Below are 19681 nucleotides of genomic sequence, written 5' to 3'. Positions count from 1 at the left end.
ACACCCCCGCCCCACCCACACACCCACACCGGGAGAGAACCCATGCTGCAGAACCTCACGGGCTGGCACGCCCTGATCATCCTCGCCGTCGTCCTGCTCGTCTTCGGCTCCTCCAAGCTCCCGGGCCTCGCCCGGAGCGTGGGTGAGTCGATGCGCATCCTCAAGGACGAGACCGCCCGTCCCGACCACGCCGACCGCGCCGACCGCGCCGACCAGCGCGACCGGGCCGACCGGTCAGCCGTCGAGGAGCCGCAGCTGCGGCGCACCGCCTCGTGAGCGCCGCCGCCCCTCCCGCCACGGCGCGGGGGACGATGCCCCTCGCTCAGCACGGGCGGGAGGCGCGGCGCCGTGCCACCCGCGCGGCGGCGGCGCTGCTCGTCGGTGTCGTCGTCGGCTACCTGCTGTCCGAGCAGGTCCTCGATCTGCTGCGGGAGCCGATCGAGGCGATCGCCGACCAGCGGGCCGCCAGCCTCAACTACGACACCGTCACGGGCGCCTTCGACCTCCGCCTCCGCATCGCGGTGACCGCGGGCGTGGTCCTCTCGAGCCCGGTGTGGGTCACCGAGCTGTTCGGCTTCGTCTCCCCCGGCCTCGAACGGCGGGAGCGCAGGCTGGTCACCGGGTACGGCGGCAGCGCGGCCGTCCTGTTCGCCGCGGGCTGCGGCTTCGGGTTCTGGCTCTTCCCCCACGTCGTGGTGGTGCTGGCCGGCTTCTCGTCGGCGGAGGACAGCACGATCCTGTCCGCCTCCACCTACGTCGACTTCGTGCTCACCATGGTCGTCGCGACCGGGATCTCCTTCGTCCTGCCCGTCCTGGTGGTCATGCTGCACCACCTGGGCCTGGTCAGCTCGCGCACGATCCGCCGCAGCTGGCGGCTGATCGTCGTCGTCATCACCCTGTTCAGCGCGCTGGTCACCCCGGCCGCGGACGTGCTGTCGATGGTCGTCGTGGCCCTGCCCATGACGGTGCTGTTCCCCGGTGCCGTCGCCCTCACCGTCCTGCGCGAGCACCGCGCGGAGAGGAGCACCGCGTGTTCGGCCTGACCTTCGAGAAGCTGTTCCTCGTCGTCCTGCTGGCCGGGTTCCTGCTCGGCCCGCACCGCCTGCCGGCGTACGCCCGCGAGCTGGGCCGGACCGTGCGGTCCTTCCGCGACCTCGTGGAGGCCCAGCGGGCCCGGGCGGAGTCCGGGACCGGGGCCGACGTGCTGCGGCGGGAGTGGCAGGACTTCGACCCGCGGGCCTACGACCCGCGCCGCGTGGTGCGCGACGCCCTGGCGGACCGGCCCGCTCCGGCGGCGTACGCCGACCCCCACCCCCCGGAGGTGCACGCCCAGGCCGCGACCGTGCGGCCGGGCCAGACGCACCTCGTGGTGGGCGACGCCGCGCACCCGCGGCGGGTCCGGCTCGACACCCTCGCCGCCGACGACCCGCGTCGTCTCGCCGCGACCCTCGGCGACTCGGGGTCCCTCCCCAGCCCGCCCGGCCCCTCGCCGGTAGTCCCCTGACCGACGGTCGTCCCGAGGCCCCCGGACGAGCAGGACCTCAGGGGACTATCCCGCCGGCCCGCCCCGACCTGTGGACGACGCGCGGGAGAGCCGCACGACCGCCCGCCGTACGCCGTCGAGGTCGGCCACCGGTCCGTCCGGCCAGGTCACGCGGAGGGAGGCCTCGGTGGTCCCGACCGTCACGTGCCACGTCCCACCGTGCTCGTCCACGCCGGTCATCTCCGCGGAGGTCGCGGCCGGGTAGCCGTGCGCCCGCACGATCGCGAGGCTCGCCTCGCGGTGGTCGGCGTCCATGTGCTCCAGGACGGTGTCGACGTCCTCCGCGCTCAGTGCCACCGGACCAGCGTACGGAGCACCCGCCCGACCAGGTCCCATCCTCAGAGCGCGTGGGCCCGCAGGCGCTCGTAGACCGGCACGGCCGCGTCGTACGCCGCCCGCAGGCGGGGCTGGTCCTCACCCGGCGGGGGCGGGGTCGGGCGCAGCGGTGCGAAGCCGGTGGTCCGGGATGTCGACCCGTGCCACTCCGCCCACAGCTCCCACTCCGGCCGCATGCCCGGCTCCCACGTCAGCGCGTCGGGACGGTGGTCCAGGCCCATCCGCTCGCACCAGTCCGCGACCACCGGGCCGGGGTCGGAGCACAGCGACTCGGCCTCCACGACGACCAGCTCGTCGCCCTGCGCCTCGACGAGATCGGCCACGAGCCCGAGGTGCTCCCACCCGGTCTCGTCGTCGGTGAAGTCGGGCCAGGTGCGCGCGAGCGAGCGCAGGGTCGCGGCCGGGTGCCGCACCATGAAGCTGTGGCGCAGCCGGCCGACGAAGGCCTCGTCGAGCAGCGCCTGGGCCTGGTAGGCCATGTCCTTCACGAACACCGGTCGCTGCCGGGCCGCGTCGTCGATCTCCTCCACCACCTCGTGGAGCGCGCTGTGCGGGATGGTCTCGGAGTACCGGTCCGAGAGCCGGTCCGGGCCGAAGTAGTAGGCCCGCGAGAACGGCTCGTCGAGGACGGTGTGGTCCCCGCGTTCGCTGACCATGCGCTCGAACGACGTCGAGACGGACCGCGGGATGCTCCACAGCACGGTGATCGGGTGGCTCATGAGCCCAATGTCTCGGGGATCGCTGCAGTTTCGCTACTCGTCGCGGTCCCCGAGCGCACCCGCGACGCAGAAACCGCTCCTGGCCTGCGCGACGGCGGGCCGGGAGCGGCGGGTGGTGCGAAAGGGTGGAGCTGAGGGGACTCGAACCCCTGACCCCTTCCATGCCATGGAAGTGCGCTACCAGCTGCGCCACAGCCCCAAAGGTGTGCCCACCGGAGTGGACAACGACGGGAACCTTACCCCGCTCGCGGCGGGGGTGCGAAACCGGGGGTCAGGCCTGCTCGTTCCACGACAGCAGGCGCAGCCCGGCGCCGTACGACCGCTCGCCGAGGCGGACCCAGGCGCAGTTGCCGAGGCTGCCGAGGGTGCCGTGCAGGCCCTCGGGCCAGCCGAGGAGCGTCCCCACCCCCACCCGGATCGCGCCGCCGTGCGAGACCGCCGCGGCGGTCTCGCCGGCGGGGGTCGCCGCGAGGAGGTCCCGGCAGGCGGCGGCGACACGGGCGCCCACCTCGGCGCTCCGCTCACCCCCGGGGACGACGTCGTAGTCGCCCGCCTCGAAGGCCGCACGCTCCTCCGGGAACCGCGCGCGCCACTCGCTGTCGAGCATCCCCTCGCGCTCCCCCAGGGAGTACTCCCGCAGCCGCGGGTCGGTGATCGGCTCGAGGGCGACCTCCTTGCCGACGTACGCCGCGGTGTCGCGGGCGCGCGCCAGGTCGCTGCACCACAGCAGCGACGGGCCGAGGCCCGCGACGACCGGGCCCATGCGGGCCGCCTGCTCGTGGCCGGTGGCGTCGAGGTCGACGTCGGTGTGGCCCTGGGCGCGACCGGCGGCGTTCCACTCGGTGCGGCCGTGGCGCACGAGCACCAGGGTGCGGCCGGCCTCGGCGCTCAGCGGTCCTCCGTCACGGTGGCGGGGAGCGGGATGGCGGGGCAGTCGCGCCACAGCCGCTCGAGGGCGTAGAACTGCCGCTCCTCCTCGTGCTGGACGTGGACGACGATCTCCCCGTAGTCGATGAGCACCCACCGTCCGGTCTTGTGGCCCTCGCGGCGGATGGGCTTCTCGCCGTGCTCGCGCAGCGCGTCCTCGACGGCGTCGACGACGGCGCCGACCTGCCGCTCGTTGGTGGCGGAGGCGATCAGGAAGGCGTCGGTGATGGCGAGCTGCTCGGAGACGTCGAAGGCGACGATCTGCTTCGCGAGCTTGTCCGAGGCCGCGACGGCGGCGGCGTGGACGAGCTCCACGGCGTGGTCGGTGGCACTCATGCGGTGGTCTGGTCTCCGTTCTGGGGCCTGAGGAGCACGGCGTCGAGGTGGGTCACCGCGACGCCGGCGTAGAGCTGGTGCTTGGCGATGTACTGCACGACGCCGTCGGGCACGAGGTACCAGACCGGGTCGCCCTTGGTGGTGCGCTCCCGGCAGTCGGTCGAGCTGATGGCCAGCGCCGGGATCTCGACCATGGTCACCCGCTCGGCCGGGATCTTGTCGAGCGTCGCAGCGTCCATGGTGTACCCCGGACGCGTGCAGCCCACGAAGTTCGCGAGCTCGAAGAGCTCGTCGGCGTCGCGCCAGGTGAAGATCTCCGCCAGCGCGTCGGCACCGGTGATGAAGTAGAGGTCCGCGTCCGGCAGCTGCCGGCGCAGGTCGCGCAGCGTGTCGATCGTGTACGTCGGCCCCGCGCGGTCGATGTCGACGCGCGAGACCGTGAAGCGGGGGTTCGACGCGGTCGCGACCACCGTCATCAGGTAGCGGTGCTCGGCCGGGGAGACCTCACGACCCGACTTCTGCCAGGGGTCACCGGTGGGGACGAACACCACCTCGTCGAGGCCGAACCAGGACTGCACCTCGCTCGCGGCCACGAGGTGCCCGTGGTGGATGGGGTCGAACGTGCCGCCCATGACCCCGACGCGACGTCGGGTCACGGGCTCGACTACCGGGTCCGCCACGGGATGCGCACAGCTCAGCTGTGGTCGCGGCCGCCGCCGATGGCGATGACAGCGGCCAGCAACCCGATGAGGATCGCGAAGGCGATGAGACCGACCAGCCAGACGTTGACCAGCGGCTCCTCCCCCGACTCGGAGGCGAGCACGACGAGGGGGGCGATCGAGGACATGTCCGCATGCTACCGGCAGGGAGCCGCCCCCTCGGACGCCGGCCGGGACGGGCGCCCGCGATCTTGTGGAAACGTTCCGGGACCCGGGCCCGGACCGGTGACACGATCCGCCTGCCGTCGGACGCAACGCATCCGGCTCTCGGGGCGTCCTGGTTCTCGAGAGCATTCCGTCATCGAGGGAGCAGACACGTGACCAGACCCCGACTCAGCCTCGCCGCCGCCGCGGCGGCCGCCGCGCTCGCGGCGTCCCTGGTGCCCGGAGCGGTCAGCGGCGGTGCCGCGACCGCCCTCGCCCCGACGGCCGCTCCCGGTGAGCCCTCCGTGAGCCTGCGCGGCGCCCCGGGCGAGATGTGGGCCGACCGTGACCGCGCGTACGGCGACCTCGGCGTCCGGCTCGCGACCAGCGACGGTCGCGTCGAGCTCCGCACCCGTCGTACCGACTGGGCGAAGCAGCCCGAGACCCGCTACTTCCCCGGCGGTTGGGTGGAGGGGACCACCACCTGGACCGACGGGGTGAAGGTCCCCCGCCGCATGATGGAGGGGTTCGACCGCCTGTTGGGCGTCGTCGACATCGTCGTCAGGCGTGCCGACGGCACGGGTCCGAAGGTCGAGCGCAGCGTCGACGGGTGCCTGAACGGCTACGAGCCGGAGCGTCTCGGGCCCGACTCGCCCGCCGAGCCCCACTACCCCGGTGGCTGTCCGCGGAACCCGTTCACCGTCGGCTCCGTGCAGGGCATCGAGGCCGGGTACGCCGCCTCCGTGCAGGACTGGACCCGGTTGCCGATCGGGGCCGGCCGGTACACCGTGCGGGCGACGATCGGCGAGGCGTGGGCGGAGCTCCTCGGGGTCACCGAGGGCCGGTCCGTGACCTACCCGCTGCGCGTCCGCGGCGACGACGAGGGCGGCAGGCGCGAGGCCCGGGAGCGCGCCGAGGGAGCCGTCCCGCCCGCCGAGCCCGGACCGCGTCCCGCGCCCACCCGCGGCTCCGGCGGCATGGCCGACATGGACGGCATGGCCCACTCCGCCGCGACGCAGGCGTGCGACTACGAGCCGGGTGCCGAGGACCCGCTGCCCGACCTCGAGTCGCTGCCGGCGTTCGGCATCGACGCCCGCGGGGAGAACCTCAGCTTCGCCGCCACGGTCTGGAACTCCGGCGACAGCCCGCTGGTCGTCGACGGGTTCCGCCGCGCGGACGAGGAGCTGATGGACGCCTACCAGTACTTCTACTCGCGCGACGAGGACGGCGACCTCACCCAGGAGGGCTACTGCGGGGTCGGCGCCATGCACTGGCACGCGGCGCCCAGCCACCACCACTGGCACTTCCTCGACTTCGCGCGCTACCGCCTGCTGAGCGAGGACCGCAGCACGGTGGTCCGCAGCACCAAGCAGTCGTTCTGCCTCGCCAACACCGACGCCGTCGACTACACCCGCCCCGGGGCCGACTGGCGTCCCGAGGGCACGGACCTCTCGAGCGCCTGCGGGTCGCGCTCCGCGCAGTCGCTGCGCCAGGTGCTGTCCGCCGGCTCCGGTGACACCTACACGCAGTACCGCGCCGGCCAGGCGTTCCGGCTGAAGGGCCTGCCCAACGGCACGTACTTCATCAGCGTCGAGGCGAACCCCCGCGACCTGCTCCACGAGGCCGACGAGGACGCGTCGAAGGACATCGCCCTCCGCAAGGTCGTGATCGGCGGCGAGCCCGGCGCCCGCACCGTCACGGTCCCGAAGGAGGGGCTGATCTGCGGCCAGCCCCGCAACGCCTGCGACTGACGAGACACGGCCGGACACGGCCGGACACGGCCGGACCGCACGAGAGCGACGACGGGCCCGACACCTCGCGGTGTCGGGCCCGTCGTCGTGTCGAGCGGGGTGCGGATCAGCCCTTGCGCTCCTTGACCTTCTCGGTCAGGGCCGGGAGGACGGCGTGCAGGTCGCCCACGACGCCGAAGTCGACGAGCTCGAAGATCGGCGCCTCCTCGTCCTTGTTGACCGCGACGATGGTCTTCGAGGTCTGCATGCCGGCGCGGTGCTGGATGGCGCCGGAGATGCCGTTGGCCAGGTACAGCTGCGGGGAGACCGTCTTGCCGGTCTGGCCCACCTGGAAGCTGTGCGGCATCCAGCCGGAGTCCACCGCGGCGCGGGAGGCGCCGACGGCGGCGCCGAGCGCGTCGGCGAGGCCCTCCACCGGGGCGAAGTCTCCCCCGGTGCCACGCCCGCCGGAGACCACGATCGCGGCCTCGGTGAGCTCGGGGCGACCGGACGCCTTGCGCGGCTGCGAGGCCACGATCTGCGCCTTCTTGGCCGAGTCCGAGATGGTCGCGGAGAACTCCTCGACGGTGCCGGCGGCGCCGGACGCCTCCGGGGCGGTCGAGTTCGGCTTCACCGTCACGATCGGGGTGCCGCGGGTGACCTTGGCCTGCACCGAGTAGTTGCCCGCGAACACCGCCTGCGTGGTGGTGCCGTCGTCCGCGATGTCGACCGCGTCCGTGATGAGGCCGGAGCCGGTCTTGATGGCCAGCCGGCCGCCGATCTCCTTGCCCTCGTAGGAGGACACGAGCAGGACCGCGGCGGGCGAGGTCTTCTCCACCAGCTGGGCGAGGACCTCGGCCTTGGGGGCCACGAGGTAGCCCTTCACCTCGGCGTCGTCGACGACGTACACCTTGGCGGCGCCGTACTCGCCGAGCTTCGTGGCGGCCTCGGCGCCCTGGCCCGACGGGCCGATGAAGACCGCGGAGGGCTCGCCGAGCCGGCCCGCGAGGGCGAGCAGCTCGAGGGTGGGCTTGCTGACCGCGCCGTCGACGTGGTCGACGAGGACGAGAACTTCAGACATCGATCCGCTCCTCAGATGAACTTCTTGGAGGCGAGGAAGTCGGCCAGCGCACCGGCGCCGGAGCCGTCCTCGTCCGTGTGGACCTCGCCGGCCTGACGGGGCGGGCGGGCGGTGGCCTCCTGGACGGTGGTCCAGGCCACCGACAGACCGACCTCGCCGGCGTCGACCCCGATGTCGCCGAGCGACCAGGTCTCCATCGGCTTCTTCTTGGCCGCCATGATGCCCTTGAACGACGGGTAGCGGGCCTCGCCGGTCTGGTCGGTCACCGACAGCACCAGCGGCATCGAGCCGCCGATGATCTCGGTGGCGACGTCGCCGTCGCGCTGGATCCGCACCTGGTCGCCCTGGGTCTCGATCTTCGAGCCGAAGGTGACCTGGGGGTAGTCCAGGCGCTCGGCGAGCATGGCCGGGACGACGCTGCCGGAGCCGTCGGTCGACGCCATGCCGCACATGACGAGGTCGACCTTCTCCTCGGCGTCGATCTTCTGGACCGCCTTGGCGAGGACCAGGGAGGTCGCGGCGTAGTCGGAGCCCGCGATCGCGTCGTCGCTGACGTGGACGCCCTTGTCGGCCCCCATCTGCAGCGCCTTGCGCACGGCGTCGACGGCCTTCTCCGGTCCCACGCACAGCGCGGTGATGGAGATGTCCTCGTCGGACCTCTTCTCCTTGATCTGCAGCGCCTGCTCGACGGCGTACTCGTCGAGCTCGGAGAGCAGACCGTCCACGCCGACGCGGTCGACGGTGTTGTCGGACTCGAACTGCCGGTCCGCCGTGGCGTCCGGGACGTACTTCACGCAGACAACGATGTTCATGGTGTGGCCCTCGGGCCCCTCCTGTGCGCTCGGGTGTACCCCGGCGATGTTACCCGCGAGTCACATGCGGTCGGCAGGGGTGAGGACGGTGGCAAGACTCACACAACCGGTACCCGATGGGCGATCCCACCGGGCCTCGGCCGCGGGCGTCAGGGACGCAGGACGCGCTCGACGATGCGGCCGACGACCAGGTACAGCAGTGCTCCGAGCCCGTAGTTCACGAGCGCGTTCTTGATCTGCGAGTTGGCGCCGACGAAGTCGAAGACCCCGTCGCCCCGCACGGAGAAGACGCCCAGCGAGACCGTCTCCGCGCCCTCGAGGACGAAGGAGACCAGGGCGTTGTCGCGGTTGGCGTCGAGCGCGATGCACAGGGCGCCGACCGCGAGGAACAGCGCGCAGACGACCGCGGCGATCCAGACCACCTGGCCGACGAGGGTGCGCAGCGAGTCGATCCCGCCCTTGATGGCGGGCCCGGCGCTCGTGCCGCCGCCCTTGCTCTTCTCCTTGCCACCGCCGCCGGAGCCCTTGGCGGACTCCTTGGCCGACGCTTTCTCGGCCTTGGCCTTCTGCTTCTCCTCGGCCGCGGTGGCCTTGGTCGCCGCCTTCTCGGCGCGAGCCGACTGACGCTCCTCGCGGCGCTCGGCGCGCTTGGCCTTGACCTCGGCCCGCGTCCTCGCCTTCGGATCGCCCGTGGACTCGGGCGTCGGCTTGTCGGTCTCGGTCGACATGGTTCCTCCCTCGGCGCGTGGCCTGGATCCTCGCCGATCCGGCACGGTCACAACAAGGTGAACGGTCGTTCCGCCCACGGGTTACCCGCGAGTATGACGCAGGACGGCGTCAGCGGCCCGTGAAGGTCGCCTTGCCGGGGCCCTTCTCGACGAACGACGTCATGCCCGCGGTCCGGTCGTCGGTGGCGAACAGGGCCGCGAAGGCCGCCCGCTCGATCTCCAGACCGGTCTCCAGGTCGGTCTCGATCCCCCGGTCGATCGCCTCCTTGGCCGCCCGCAGCGCGAGGGCGGGGCCCTGGGCGAACTGCTTCGCCCAGGTCACCGCGGCGTCGTACACCTCGGCGGCGGGGACCAGCCGGTCGACCAGGCCGATCGCGAGCGCCTCGTCGGCCTTGACGAAGCGCCCGGTGAAGATGAGGTCCTTCGCCGTGCTGATGCCGACCAGACGCGTGAGGCGCTGGGTGCCGCCGGCGCCCGGGATGATGCCGAGGAGGACCTCGGGCTGGCCCAGCGTCGCGTCGTCCGCGGCGATGCGGACGTCGGCGCACAGCGCGAGCTCGCACCCGCCACCGAGCGCGTAGCCGGTGACGGCGGCGACGACCGGCTTGGGGATCCGGGCCACGGCGCTCAGCGCGGACTGCAGTCCGCCGGAGCGCTTGACCATGTCGAGGTGCGACATCGTCTGCATCTCCACCACGTCGGCGCCGGCCGCGAACACCCGCTCGCCGCCGTAGACGACGACCGCGCGGATGTCGTCGCGGTCGGTGCACTCGGCCGCCGCCGCCCGGATCTGCTCCTGGGTGGACACGTCGAGGGCGTTCATCTTCGGCCGGTCCAGCCGGATCGTGGCCACGCCGTCGGCGACCTCGAGGTGGACGGTGGTCTCGGACTCGCTCCCGGGGCTGCTCATGGGGGCATGGTGCCACCTGCGGGCGACGTCGGGGGGTGCGCGGCACCTCCTGTTGAATGACGCCCGTGACCGTCTCGACGACCTGGACCGGCCTCGGCGAGACGGCGGAGGTCTGGCCCGGCCGGTACTGGCCGCTCGGCGCGACGTGGGCCCCGGAGGCCACGAACTTCGCGGTGCACTCCCCCGCGGCGACCGCGATGTGGGTCTGCATCTTCACCACCGACGCCGACGGCACGGAGCGGGAGACCAGCCACCGCCTGCCCGAGCAGTCGCTCGGCATCTGGCACGGCGCCGTGCCGCGCCTGGCGCCGGGCACCCGGTACGGCCTGCGCGCCGACGGGCCGTGGCGGCCCGCGGAGGGGCTGCGCTTCGACCCGGCCAAGCTGCTCCTCGACCCGTACGCCCGCGCGGTGACGGGCTCCTTCACCCCCGACCCCGCGACGTACGACGACCCGACCGCCGACGCCCCGAGCGGCGTCGACAGCGCGCCGTACGTGCCGCGCGGGGTCGTCGTGCGGGACGGGTTCGACTGGGGCGCCGACACCCCGCCGCGGCGCAAGCTGCGCGACACCGTCGTCTACGAGGCGCACGTCAAGGGGCTCACCGCGCTGCACCCCGACGTCCCCGCCGAGCTGCGCGGCACGTACGCCGGCCTGGCCCACCCGGCGGTGACGTCGTACCTGAGGGACCTCGGGGTGACCGCCGTCGAGCTGCTGCCGGTGCAGCAGTTCCTCACCGAGCCCGGCGTCTCCGAGCGCGGGCTGGTCAACTACTGGGGCTACAACACGATCGGGTTCCTCGCCCCGCACGCGGCGTACTCGTCGGCCGGCTCCGAGGGCGGGCAGGTCACCGAGTTCCAGGCGATGGTCAAGGCGCTGCACGCCGAGGGCCTCGAGGTGATCCTCGACGTCGTCTACAACCACACCGCCGAGGGCGGCCTCGACGGGCCGGTGCTGTCGCTGCGGGGCCTCGACGAGGCGAGCTACCACCGCGCCGCCCCCACGCGCCCCGGCACGGTGCCGCACTACTGGGACGTCACCGGCTGCGGCAACACCGTCTCGACCGACCACCCGGCGTCGCTGCGGCTGATCATGGACTCGTTGCGCTACTGGGTCACCGAGATGCACGTCGACGGGTTCCGCTTCGACCTGCTGCCGGCGCTGACCCGCGACGGCCACGAGGTCGACCTGAAGGGCCACCTGCTGTCGGCCATCGGGCAGGACCCTGTGCTGCGCCACGTCAAGCTCATCGCCGAGCCCTGGGACGCCTCCGCTGACGGTTACCTCGTCGGGTCGTTCCCGCCGCCGTGGGTGGAGTGGAACGACCAGTTCCGCGACGCCGTGCGGGACTTCTGGCGCGGCGACCACTCCGGGCCCGGCGCGATCCGGTCCGTGGCGACCCGGCTCGCCGGCTCCTCCGACCTGTACGCCGACGACGGCCGGTCGCCGTACGCGTCGGTCAACTTCGTGACCGCCCACGACGGTTTCACGGTGCGCGACCTCGTCTCGTACGACCACAAGCACAACGAGGCCAACGGCGAGTCGAACCGCGACGGAACCGACAACAACCGGTCCTTCAACCACGGCGTCGAGGGCCCCACCGACGACCCCGGCATCGACGCGCGGCGCCGTCGGCAGGCCGCGAACCTCATGGCGACGCTGTGCCTGAGCAACGGCGTGCCGATGATCACCGCCGGCGACGAGCGCGGCCGCACCCAGGGCGGCAACAACAACGCCTACTGCCAGGACAACGAGGTCTCCTGGGTGGACTGGTCGGAGTCGTGGGACGACGTGCTGGACGTCGTCCGGACGGCGCTGCGGCTGCGTCGCGAGCACCCGGCGCTGCGTCAGCGGCACTGGTTCGAGGGGCGCCCCACGGTCCCGGGCGGGCCGAAGGACCTGGCGTGGATCCACCCGTCGGGTCGCGAGATGACCGAGGACGACTGGCACTCCGACCTCGCCGTCATCGGCCTGCTGCTGTCGGGCTCCCCGCTGCGCTCCCCCGGACCCCGCGGGGAGCAGCAGCACGACGCGTCCTTCCTCGTCTGGATCCAGGGCCGCCCCGGCAGCGTCACGGTCTCGCTGCCCACCGAGGACTGGTCCGAGGCCGGCGAGGTCGTGCTGTCGACGCTGCCCAGCCTCACGGAGGGCACGGTCGTCCCGGCCGGGTCGGCGCTCGAGCTCGACGCCCGCTGCGTCGTGGTGCTGCGGCAGTCCTAGGCTCACCACCCGTGACCACACGCCCTGCCCCGCGTCCCCGCACGGGGAGGGTCGCCTACCAGGGCGAGCCCGGCGCGAACTCCCACCTCGCCTGCGAGCAGATGGCCGAGCACCTCGAGCCGATGGCGTGCCAGACCTTCGAGGACGCGATCGGCGCGGTGCAGGACGGCGCCGCCGACCTCGCCGTCATCCCGATCGACAACTCCAGCGCCGGCCGGGTCGCCGACGTCCACCACCTGCTGCCCGGCTCGGGGCTGTGGCTGGCCGGGGAGCACTTCCTGCCCATCCACTTCCACCTGATGGCCCTGCCCGGCACGACGATCGCCGACGTGCGCAGCGTCCGCAGCCACGCCCACGCCTTCGGCCAGTGCCGCACGATCATCCGCGAGCACGGCTGGCGCGGGGTGGTCGCCGACGACACCGCCGGCGCGGCGCGCGAGGTCGCGGAGGGCGACGACCGCACCGTCGGCGCCCTGTCCCCGCTGCTGGCCGCCGAGCTGTACGGCCTCGAGGTGCTGGCCTCGGACGTCGAGGACGAGCACCACAACACGACCCGCTTCGTCGCCCTCTCCCCCGAGCCCGTCGAGGTGACGCGGCAGGAGGGGACGCCGTACGTCACGTCGTTCGTGTTCCGGGTCCGCAACATCCCGTCGGCGCTCTACAAGGCGCTCGGCGGCTTCGCCACGAACGGCGTGAACATGACGAAGCTCGAGAGCTACCAGATCGGCGGGGTCTTCGCCGCGACCCAGTTCTACGCCGACGTCGAGGGCCACCCCGACGACACCGGCCTGGGCTACGCCCTCGAGGAGCTGTCGTTCTTCACCGACGAGCTCCGCATGCTCGGCACCTACCCCGCCAGCCCCTGGCGCTCCCAGCTCGGCGCCGCCGACCCCACCGACCGCCCCCGCCCGCACGCGCCGTAGGTCGGCCTCGCGCCTCGCTGGGCTCGGTGGCCTCAGGGGCCTCGGTGGTCGCTGGAGTCACCCCCGTCACGAGCGTCGCTCGGGTCACGGGCGCACCAGTGGCCTCGGGGTTTCACCAGCCGGCTGGTGAAACCCCGACTGGGCGCACGAAGTTTCGTGCGCCCAGCCGGGGCTTCACGGGTCAGGCGGCGAAACCTCTGGTCCCCGGGACTCCCGGTGTCACAGCGACCACAGTGACGCGCGCGGCGTTTGGGACTGCCGTGACCCGTGTGACCCTGGGGATGCCCCGCCCCTAGGACGGCAGCGCGACGAGGCCCATCTCGGCGGGGCCGGCGAGGTGGGGGTGGGTGGGCAGGACGCGGACGGTGTAGCCGAAGGCGCCGGTGCGGTCGAGGGTCACGGTGCCCTCGAAGCGGTGGCGGCCGCCGTCGTACGACTCGGCGAGGGTCAGCGGCTGGCTGACGGAGCCGGTGAGCTCGTCGGTCGCCGAGATGCCGCCGTGGACGAGCTGCACCACGACGTCGTCCGGCGACAGCGAGCCCAGGGCGACGAACGCGCGGACCGAGAAGGTCGAGCCGATCTCGGGGGCGTCGGCGAGGTCGGCCGCCTCGACGTGCTCCACCGCCACCTGGCCCCAGGCACCGTTGACCCGGCCCTTCCAGTCCGCGAGCTCCCGGGCGCCGGTGTAGTCGCCGTCCAGGAGACGCGCGGTGAGGGCCGCCGGGGCGTAGAGCTGCTCGACGTAGTCGCGGACCATGCGGGTCGCGAGCACCTTCGGGCCGAGCGACTTCAGGGTGTGGCGGACCATCGCCAGCCAGCGGTCGGGGACGCCGTCGCGGCCGATGTCGTAGAAGCGCGGCGCGACGTGGTTCTCGATGAGGTCGTAGAGCGCGGTCGCCTCGACGTCGTCGCGGTGGCCGTTGTCGAGCTCAGGTCCGGTGCCGGGGCCCTCGGCGGACGGGATCGCCCAGCCGTTCTGGCCGTCGTACCACTCGTCCCACCAGCCGTCGAGGATCGACAGGTTCAGGCCGCCGTTGAGCGCGGCCTTCATGCCGGAGGTGCCGCACGCCTCGTACGGGCGCAGCGGGTTGTTCAGCCACACGTCGCAACCGGGGTAGAGCGGCTGCGCCATCGCGATGTCGTAGTTGGGCAGGAACACGATGCGGTGCCGGACCTCGGGGTCGTCGGCGAAGCGCACCATCTGCTGGATCAGCGACTTGCCGCCGTCGTCCGCGGGGTGCGACTTGCCGGCGATGACGAGCTGGATCGGACGCTCCGGGTGCAGGAGCAGCCGCTTGAGCCGCGCGGGGTCGCGCAGCATCAGCGTCAGCCGCTTGTACGACGGCACGCGGCGCGCGAAGCCGATCGTGAGGACGTCGGGGCTCAGGGCCTCGTCGATCCAGCCGAGCTCGGCGGGCGCGGCGCCGCGCTCGAGCCAGGAGTCGCGCAGGCGGCGGCGGGCGTCGTCCACCAGCCGGGCGCGCAGCACCCGCTTGGTGCTCCACAGGTCGGTGGCGGGGATCGCGTCCACGACGTCGAAGACCGACTCGTCGTCGGCGTCGCCGCCGGCCTTCGCGGCGAGGTCGAACACCTCGCGGGCGACCCAGGTCGGGGCGTGGACGCCGTTGGTGATCGAGGAGATCGGCACGTCGGCGGTGTCGAAGTCGGGCCACAGGCCGTTGAACATGCCGCGGGAGACCTCGCCGTGCAGCAGGGAGACGCCGTTGGCGCGCTGCGCGAGCCGGAAGCCCATGACCGCCATGTTGAACACGCCGGGGTCGCCGCCGGGGTAGTCCTCGGCGCCGAGCGCGAGGACCCAGTCGACCGGCAGGCCGGGCACGGGGCCGTCGGAGCCGTCGCGGCCGGCGCTGAAGTACTGGCGCATCAGCTCGACCGGGAAGCGGTCGATCCCGGCGGGCACCGGGGTGTGGGTGGTGAACACGGTCGCCGCGCGGGACAGCTCGCGGGCGGCGTCGAGGGACAGCCCCGGGGAGCCCTCGGCGACGGAGAGCAGGCGGATCCGCTCGAGGCCCAGGAAGCCGGCGTGCCCCTCGTTGGTGTGGAAGACCTCGGGGTACGGCGTACCGGTGATCTCGCTGTGGACGCCGATCGCGCGGGTCCCGCCCACGCCCAGCAGGAGCTCCTGCAGCAGGCGGTGCTCGCCGGCGCCGCCGTACAGCCGGTCGGTGACCTCGCGCAGCTGGCCCTCGTTGGCCTCGATGTCGGAGTCGAGGAGCAGCAGCGGCACGCGGCCGACCTGGGCGACCCAGATCCGGGCGTGCAGGGTGCCGCCGGGGACGCCGATGCTGACGGTCGCCGGGGTGCCGTCCTCGCGGCGCAGCAGCGTGATGGGCAGGCCGTCGGGGTCGGCGACCGGGTAGGTCTCCTGCTGCCAGCCGTCGCGCGACAGGGACTGGCGGAAGTAGCCGTGGCGGTAGAGCAGCCCGACGCCGGTGATCGGGACGCCGAGGTCGGAGGCGGTCTTGAGGTGGTCACCGGCGAGGATGCCGAGGCCGCCGGAGTACTGCGGCAGCACCGAGGTGATGCCGAACTCCGGGGAGAAGTAGCCGATGCCGCGCGGGCTCTCGCCGGCGGCGGGCTCGTGGCGCTGGTACCAGCGGTCGCCGCTGAGGTACTGGTCGAGGTCGGCCACGGCCAGCTCGAGCATGCGGGTGAAGCGCCGGTCGCGCGCCAGCTCCGCGAGGCGGTCGCGGGAGACCGCGCCGAGAAGACGGACCGGGTCGTGGCGGCTGGCCTCCCACAGCTCCGGGTCGACGGCCGCGAAGACGTCCTGCGTCTCGGGGTGCCAGGACCACCGGAGGTTGCGGGCGAGGACCGCCAGGCCCTCCAGCGCCTCGGGGAGCAGGGGACGGACGGTGAACCGACGGATAGCGCGCACCGGCGAACGCTAACGCCCATCTTGGATCGATCCAACCCCGGATGTCCGTCGATCCCGGCGCGAGCAGTGCGTGGACAGGCCGTAACCACGTGCCCCGGGTCACGTTGGGAGCAGTCATGACCACCAGTCGTCCACGCCGTCCCCGCCTCCGGGTTCTCGGCCTCGGCCTCGGGCTCGCCATCGCGGTCCCCGCCCTCGCACCCCTGCCGGCCATCTCCGGCGTCACGACCGCTCCGGCGGCCCCCTCCTCCCCCGACGACGTCCGCACGCTCGGGGACTCGCCCCACGGCCTGAGCGACCTCGACCTCCGCGACTCCGTCGACCGCACCGCCGGCCAGGTCGACGCCGCGCGCCGCGCGGGCTTCCGGGTCTCGTGGAACACCTTCGGCACCGCAGGCTCGGTGAGCCCGGCCCGTGGCGCCGACCTCGGCGACGCGCCGGGCGACGCCGTCGCGGGCGCCACCGCCTGGCTCAGCGAGCACCGCGACGTGCTCGGGATCAACGAGGAGGTCGTCGACGGCCTCGAGCTGGTGAACGCCCAGAAGCTCCGCCAGTCCAGCGGCCGGGCGGTGCTGTTCCGCCAGACCTTCGGCGAGGATGGCTTCGGCTCGGCGCGCGGCGGGCTCGTGACGGTCGCCGTGAAGGACGGCCGCGTGCACTACGTGTCGTCGTCCCTGGTCAAGGCCGAGCCCGGCGCGCTCGACGACACCGCCGACCTCAGCCCCGTCGAGGGCTGGCTGGCCGCGGCCGACGAGGTCGGGCTGCCCGTGTCCGCGGGCGACGTCGTGAACGATGTCGTGGACGACGTCTCCGACGCCGTCGGCGCCGCCGCGCCGTGGACCCGGCTGACCGTCGACGGCCTCGCCCAGGAGCAGCAGGCCCGGCCCACCGCCCTCGCGCTCGCCGACGGCACGGTGCGTCCGGTGGTCGAGGCCAACGTCGTCGACGCCGTCCCGACCGACGACCGCGCCTCCCTGGCCTACACCTCCCTGGTGGACGCCGTGACCGGCGAGGTCCTGTTCCGCGAGAACCAGGTCGAGCACGCCGTGGGCGCCGCGCCCGTGGCGACGACCACCCAGACCCTGCCCTTCCAGGGCAGCATCACCCCGACCGCCTGCGACGACCCCTACCCGGTCCCGCTCACGGACGACGCGACGCGCTCCATCGTCGTCGGCGTCACCGCGGCGATCCCGACCAACGACGTCACCGTCAAGCTGTTCGACCCGAACGGCGACCTGCTCGTCAGCCAGGACCTCCTGACCTCCCCGGAGGCCCTCACCTACTCCCCGGACGACCCGATCCCGGCCGGTGAGTACTCCGTCCAGGTCTGCCCGTTCGACGCGGCCTCGGTGATGGAGCCCGGCACGTACGCCGGCGTCGTCCAGACCAGCGACGAGGGCCTGCCCGGCGGTGGCGGCGGTGGCAACCCCTCCGACCAGCTGCCGCGCTACCGCTTCTTCCCCGCGAACCCCGAGCTCGACTTCAGCGCCGACACCACCCCGACCAACGACCGGGTGGCCTGCTGGGGCGGACGACGGGGCCTCGGCGACAAGCCGAAGGGCTGCACGCTCGAGAGCGGACCGGTCGACCAGCCGTTCAGCGCACCCTGGGACATCATCCCCGGCGTCAACGTGCCCAGCTTCACCTCGCTCGGCAACAACGCGAACACCGCCGAGGCGTGGGCCAGCCCGCTGACCCCGGGCGGCCTGATGCAGCGCCCGTTCTCTCCCGAGCGCCGCTACACCACGCCGCGCTTCACCGACGCGTGGAACAACGCGCGCTGCAACCCCGCGCAGCTGGTGCCCGGCGGCAACGACGTCGTCTACGCGACGACCAACCTGAACGTGCAGCACAACCGGATGCACGACTACGGCTACGGCCTCGGCTTCACCGAGCAGAACTACAACATGCAGGTGAGCAACTTCGGGAAGAACCCGGACGCCAGCCGCGAGCGCGACCCCGAGGTCGGCAACGTGCAGGCGGGTGCGCTGTCCGGCGCACCGGTCCTCACCGGCCTCGGCCGTGACAACGCCAACCAGATCACGCTGCAGGACGGCATCCCCGGCATCACGAACCAGTACTTGTTCCAGCCGATCGCGGGGGCGTTCTACTCCCCGTGCGTTGACGGTGCGCTCGACTTCAGCATCGCCGGCCACGAGTACACCCACGCCATCAGCAACCGGATGATCGCCGGACCGGACGAGGGCCTGACCTCGGAGCAGGGCGGCGCCATGGGTGAGTCCTGGAGCGACCTGGTCGCCTCGGAGTACATCTTCAGCCACGGCTACGACCAGGGCGCCGACCCGTTCGTCACCGGCGCCTACGCGACCGGCAACAAGGTCACCGGCATCCGGAACTACGCGACGAACAAGAACCCGCTGAACTACTCCAACTACGGCTACGACACCACCGGCGCCGAGGTCCACGCCGACGGCGAGATCTGGAACGGCACCATGTGGGAGGTCCGTCAGGCCCTCGTCGAGAAGTGGGAGCGCGACTACCCCTACCGCGACGCCAAGCGCCAGCTCAGCTGCGCCCAGGGCCGGGCCGCCGCCTCCCCGCTGCGGCCGCAGGTCTGCGCGGGCAACCGCCGCTGGGTCCAGCTGATGTTCGACTCGTTCCTCCTCCAGGCCAGCGGCTCGGTCAGCATGCTCGACATGCGCGACGCCTTCCTCGCCGCGGACCGGGTGCGCTTCAACGGCGCGAACCAGAAGGTCATCTGGGACGCCTTCGCCCGTCGGGGCATGGGCGAGGACGCTGTCAGCCGCGGCGGTGACGACACCACCGTCGTCGGCGGCTTCGCCTCCCCGCGCTCGGACAACGGCCGGATCACCTTCGACACCGCCGGTGCCGGCAACGTGTACGTCGGTCAGTTCGAGGCCCGCTCCCGCCCCGTGGCGGACACGCGGCGCGGCACCGAGCTCGGCGACACCGCCACCCTCGTGCCCGGCACCTACGAGATGCTCTACGTCTCCCCCACCCGGGGCGCGAAGCGCTTCTCGCTGACCGTCAAGCCGGGCGAGCGTCGTACCGTCAGCGTCGCCGCGCCGGAGAACCTGGCCGCCGCCGCGAACGGGGCGAAGGTCACCACGAGCACGGCCGGGTCGTTGAACGCCGACGACCTGATCGACGGCACCGAGGCCACCAACTGGGCCGGGCGCAGCTCGGGCACGGGTGTCCCGGTCGACCAGGGCACCAGCCCGTCGGTCACGGTGGACCTCGCGGGCGGCGTCCGCACGGTGCGCCGGGTCCAGGTCAGCGCGATGCTGCGGCCCGCCGCGGCGGAGGGCGAGGACGACACGGACGCCGGGTCGCGCTTCACCTCGCTGCGCCGCTTCGCCCTCGAGGCGTGCGTCTCGCAGTGCGGCAGCCCGGACGCGACGTTCCGCCGGTTCTACACCTCGCCGGCCGACGCGTTCCCGTCCGTGCGGCCCCGCCCGACGATCGGCACGCAGCAGCTGCGGTCGTTCACGGTGCCCGCCACCAAGGCGCAGGCGCTGCGGTTCGTCGCCCTGGAGAACCAGTGCACCGGCTTCGGCGGGTACGCCGGGGAGCAGGACGACGACCCCACGAACGACACGGACTGCACGTCCGCCACCGATCGTGACGAGTCGGTGCGGGCCGCCGAGCTGCAGGTCTACTGACCCGCAGCTCC

18 protein-coding genes and 1 tRNA gene are annotated in these 19681 nt (G+C 72.9%); 7 read left to right on the top strand and 12 right to left on the bottom strand.

Annotation, left to right across the window (positions count from 1 at the left end):
* Positions 1 to 42 precede the first annotated feature (42 nt).
* Genes Q0858_RS04735 through Q0858_RS04725 form a run of 3 tightly spaced genes read left to right on the top strand, consistent with a single transcriptional unit; the run spans position 43 to position 1504 of the window.
* Positions 43 to 276: a twin-arginine translocase TatA/TatE family subunit gene (locus Q0858_RS04735; protein WP_299051555.1), complete on the top strand. Its 234-nt coding sequence runs from the start codon at positions 43 to 45 to the stop codon at positions 274 to 276.
* A complete protein-coding gene (tatC, locus tag Q0858_RS04730; RefSeq protein WP_299051553.1) occupies positions 273 to 1043 on the top strand; it encodes a twin-arginine translocase subunit TatC in 771 nt (256 codons plus the stop codon). The genes Q0858_RS04735 and tatC overlap by 4 nt, the downstream gene beginning before the upstream one ends.
* A complete protein-coding gene (locus tag Q0858_RS04725) occupies positions 1031 to 1504 on the top strand; it encodes a twin-arginine translocase TatA/TatE family subunit (protein WP_299051551.1) in 474 nt (157 codons plus the stop codon). Before tatC ends, Q0858_RS04725 begins: the two co-directional genes overlap by 13 nt.
* Positions 1505 to 1549: 45 nt before the next feature.
* On the opposite strand, the gene Q0858_RS04720 is transcribed toward Q0858_RS04725, so the two are convergent.
* From Q0858_RS04720 to Q0858_RS04690, 7 genes are all read right to left on the bottom strand, one after another.
* Positions 1550 to 1840: a DUF2470 domain-containing protein gene (locus Q0858_RS04720; RefSeq protein WP_299051550.1), complete on the bottom strand. Its 291-nt coding sequence runs from the start codon at positions 1838 to 1840 to the stop codon at positions 1550 to 1552.
* A 41-nt stretch (positions 1841 to 1881) separates the two neighbouring features.
* On the bottom strand, positions 1882 to 2598 hold the full coding sequence (locus tag Q0858_RS04715) for a hypothetical protein (protein WP_299051548.1): 717 nt from the start codon (positions 2596 to 2598) through the stop codon (positions 1882 to 1884).
* 126 nt (positions 2599 to 2724) lie between these two features.
* Positions 2725 to 2797 (bottom strand) — tRNA-Ala (locus tag Q0858_RS04710).
* A 72-nt stretch (positions 2798 to 2869) separates the two neighbouring features.
* Positions 2870 to 3457 carry a histidine phosphatase family protein gene (locus Q0858_RS04705; RefSeq protein WP_299051546.1) on the bottom strand — a complete coding sequence of 196 codons (588 nt, stop codon included), beginning with the start codon at positions 3455 to 3457 and terminating at the stop codon, positions 2870 to 2872.
* 29 nt (positions 3458 to 3486) lie between these two features.
* Positions 3487 to 3861 (bottom strand): ribosome silencing factor, encoded by a 375-nt coding sequence (gene rsfS, locus Q0858_RS04700; protein WP_299051545.1) that lies wholly within the window; start codon positions 3859 to 3861, stop codon positions 3487 to 3489.
* The gene (gene nadD, locus Q0858_RS04695) at positions 3858 to 4517 is read right to left on the bottom strand and encodes a nicotinate-nucleotide adenylyltransferase (protein ID WP_299051544.1); all 660 of its coding nucleotides are present in this window, start codon (positions 4515 to 4517) and stop codon (positions 3858 to 3860) included. Before nadD ends, rsfS begins: the two co-directional genes overlap by 4 nt.
* 38 nt (positions 4518 to 4555) lie before the next feature.
* Positions 4556 to 4708: a hypothetical protein gene (locus Q0858_RS04690; protein ID WP_299051542.1), complete on the bottom strand. Its 153-nt coding sequence runs from the start codon at positions 4706 to 4708 to the stop codon at positions 4556 to 4558.
* A gap of 189 nt (positions 4709 to 4897) precedes the next feature.
* Here Q0858_RS04690 and Q0858_RS04685 point away from each other — a divergent pair, with 189 nt between their 5' ends.
* Positions 4898 to 6475: a lysyl oxidase family protein gene (locus Q0858_RS04685; RefSeq protein WP_299051540.1), complete on the top strand. Its 1578-nt coding sequence runs from the start codon at positions 4898 to 4900 to the stop codon at positions 6473 to 6475.
* A 106-nt stretch (positions 6476 to 6581) separates the two neighbouring features.
* On the opposite strand, the gene Q0858_RS04680 is transcribed toward Q0858_RS04685, so the two are convergent.
* The 4 genes from Q0858_RS04680 to Q0858_RS04665 all read right to left on the bottom strand — a co-directional run bounded on the left by Q0858_RS04680 (position 6582) and on the right by Q0858_RS04665 (position 9985).
* Positions 6582 to 7535 carry an electron transfer flavoprotein subunit alpha/FixB family protein gene (locus Q0858_RS04680; protein ID WP_299051539.1) on the bottom strand — a complete coding sequence of 318 codons (954 nt, stop codon included), beginning with the start codon at positions 7533 to 7535 and terminating at the stop codon, positions 6582 to 6584.
* 11 nt (positions 7536 to 7546) lie between these two features.
* Positions 7547 to 8347 (bottom strand): electron transfer flavoprotein subunit beta/FixA family protein, encoded by an 801-nt coding sequence (locus tag Q0858_RS04675; protein WP_299051537.1) that lies wholly within the window; start codon positions 8345 to 8347, stop codon positions 7547 to 7549.
* Positions 8348 to 8496: 149 nt separating this feature from the next.
* Positions 8497 to 9075, bottom strand: coding sequence for a hypothetical protein (locus Q0858_RS04670; protein WP_299051536.1), 579 nt, complete (start codon positions 9073 to 9075; stop codon positions 8497 to 8499).
* 109 nt (positions 9076 to 9184) lie between these two features.
* A complete protein-coding gene (locus tag Q0858_RS04665; RefSeq protein ID WP_299051534.1) occupies positions 9185 to 9985 on the bottom strand; it encodes an enoyl-CoA hydratase-related protein in 801 nt (266 codons plus the stop codon).
* Between the two features lie 65 nt (positions 9986 to 10050).
* Here Q0858_RS04665 and glgX point away from each other — a divergent pair, with 65 nt between their 5' ends.
* Positions 10051 to 12204, top strand: a complete 2154-nt coding sequence (gene glgX / locus Q0858_RS04660; RefSeq protein ID WP_299051532.1) for a glycogen debranching protein GlgX — start codon at positions 10051 to 10053, stop codon at positions 12202 to 12204.
* Positions 12205 to 12215: 11 nt separating this feature from the next.
* Entirely contained in the window at positions 12216 to 13127 is a 912-nt protein-coding gene (locus tag Q0858_RS04655; protein ID WP_299051530.1) for a prephenate dehydratase, read from the top strand.
* 292 nt (positions 13128 to 13419) lie between these two features.
* Here the strand turns inward: Q0858_RS04655 and glgP are convergent, their stop codons facing one another.
* Positions 13420 to 16026: an alpha-glucan family phosphorylase gene (glgP, locus tag Q0858_RS04650; protein WP_299051528.1), complete on the bottom strand. Its 2607-nt coding sequence runs from the start codon at positions 16024 to 16026 to the stop codon at positions 13420 to 13422.
* 116 nt (positions 16027 to 16142) lie between these two features.
* Here glgP and Q0858_RS04645 point away from each other — a divergent pair, with 116 nt between their 5' ends.
* Positions 16143 to 19670, top strand: coding sequence for a M36 family metallopeptidase (locus Q0858_RS04645; protein ID WP_299051526.1), 3528 nt, complete (start codon positions 16143 to 16145; stop codon positions 19668 to 19670).
* Positions 19671 to 19681 lie beyond the last annotated feature (11 nt).

The organism is uncultured Nocardioides sp. (assembly GCF_947489365.1).
Lineage (GTDB): Bacteria > Actinomycetota > Actinomycetes > Propionibacteriales > Nocardioidaceae > Nocardioides.
The sequence above is the reverse complement of the archived record's forward strand: the minus strand, read 5'-3'. Positions and strand labels throughout refer to the sequence as shown.

Bases quoted from the DNA above. Each gene is read 5' to 3' on its own strand.
- Q0858_RS04735 (WP_299051555.1), top strand. From the start codon at position 43: ATGCTGCAGAACCTCACGGGCTGGCACGCCCTGATCATCCTCGCCGTC.
- Q0858_RS04715 (WP_299051548.1), bottom strand. From the start codon at position 2,598: ATGAGCCACCCGATCACCGTGCTGTGGAGCATCCCGCGGTCCGTCTCG.
- rsfS (WP_299051545.1), bottom strand. From the start codon at position 3,861: ATGAGTGCCACCGACCACGCCGTGGAGCTCGTCCACGCCGCCGCCGTC.
- Q0858_RS04690 (WP_299051542.1), bottom strand. From the start codon at position 4,708: ATGTCCTCGATCGCCCCCCTCGTCGTGCTCGCCTCCGAGTCGGGGGAG.
- Q0858_RS04680 (WP_299051539.1), bottom strand. From the start codon at position 7,535: ATGTCTGAAGTTCTCGTCCTCGTCGACCACGTCGACGGCGCGGTCAGC.
- Q0858_RS04675 (WP_299051537.1), bottom strand. From the start codon at position 8,347: ATGAACATCGTTGTCTGCGTGAAGTACGTCCCGGACGCCACGGCGGAC.
- Q0858_RS04670 (WP_299051536.1), bottom strand. From the start codon at position 9,075: ATGTCGACCGAGACCGACAAGCCGACGCCCGAGTCCACGGGCGATCCG.
- Q0858_RS04665 (WP_299051534.1), bottom strand. From the start codon at position 9,985: ATGAGCAGCCCCGGGAGCGAGTCCGAGACCACCGTCCACCTCGAGGTC.
- Q0858_RS04645 (WP_299051526.1), top strand. From the start codon at position 16,143: ATGACCACCAGTCGTCCACGCCGTCCCCGCCTCCGGGTTCTCGGCCTC.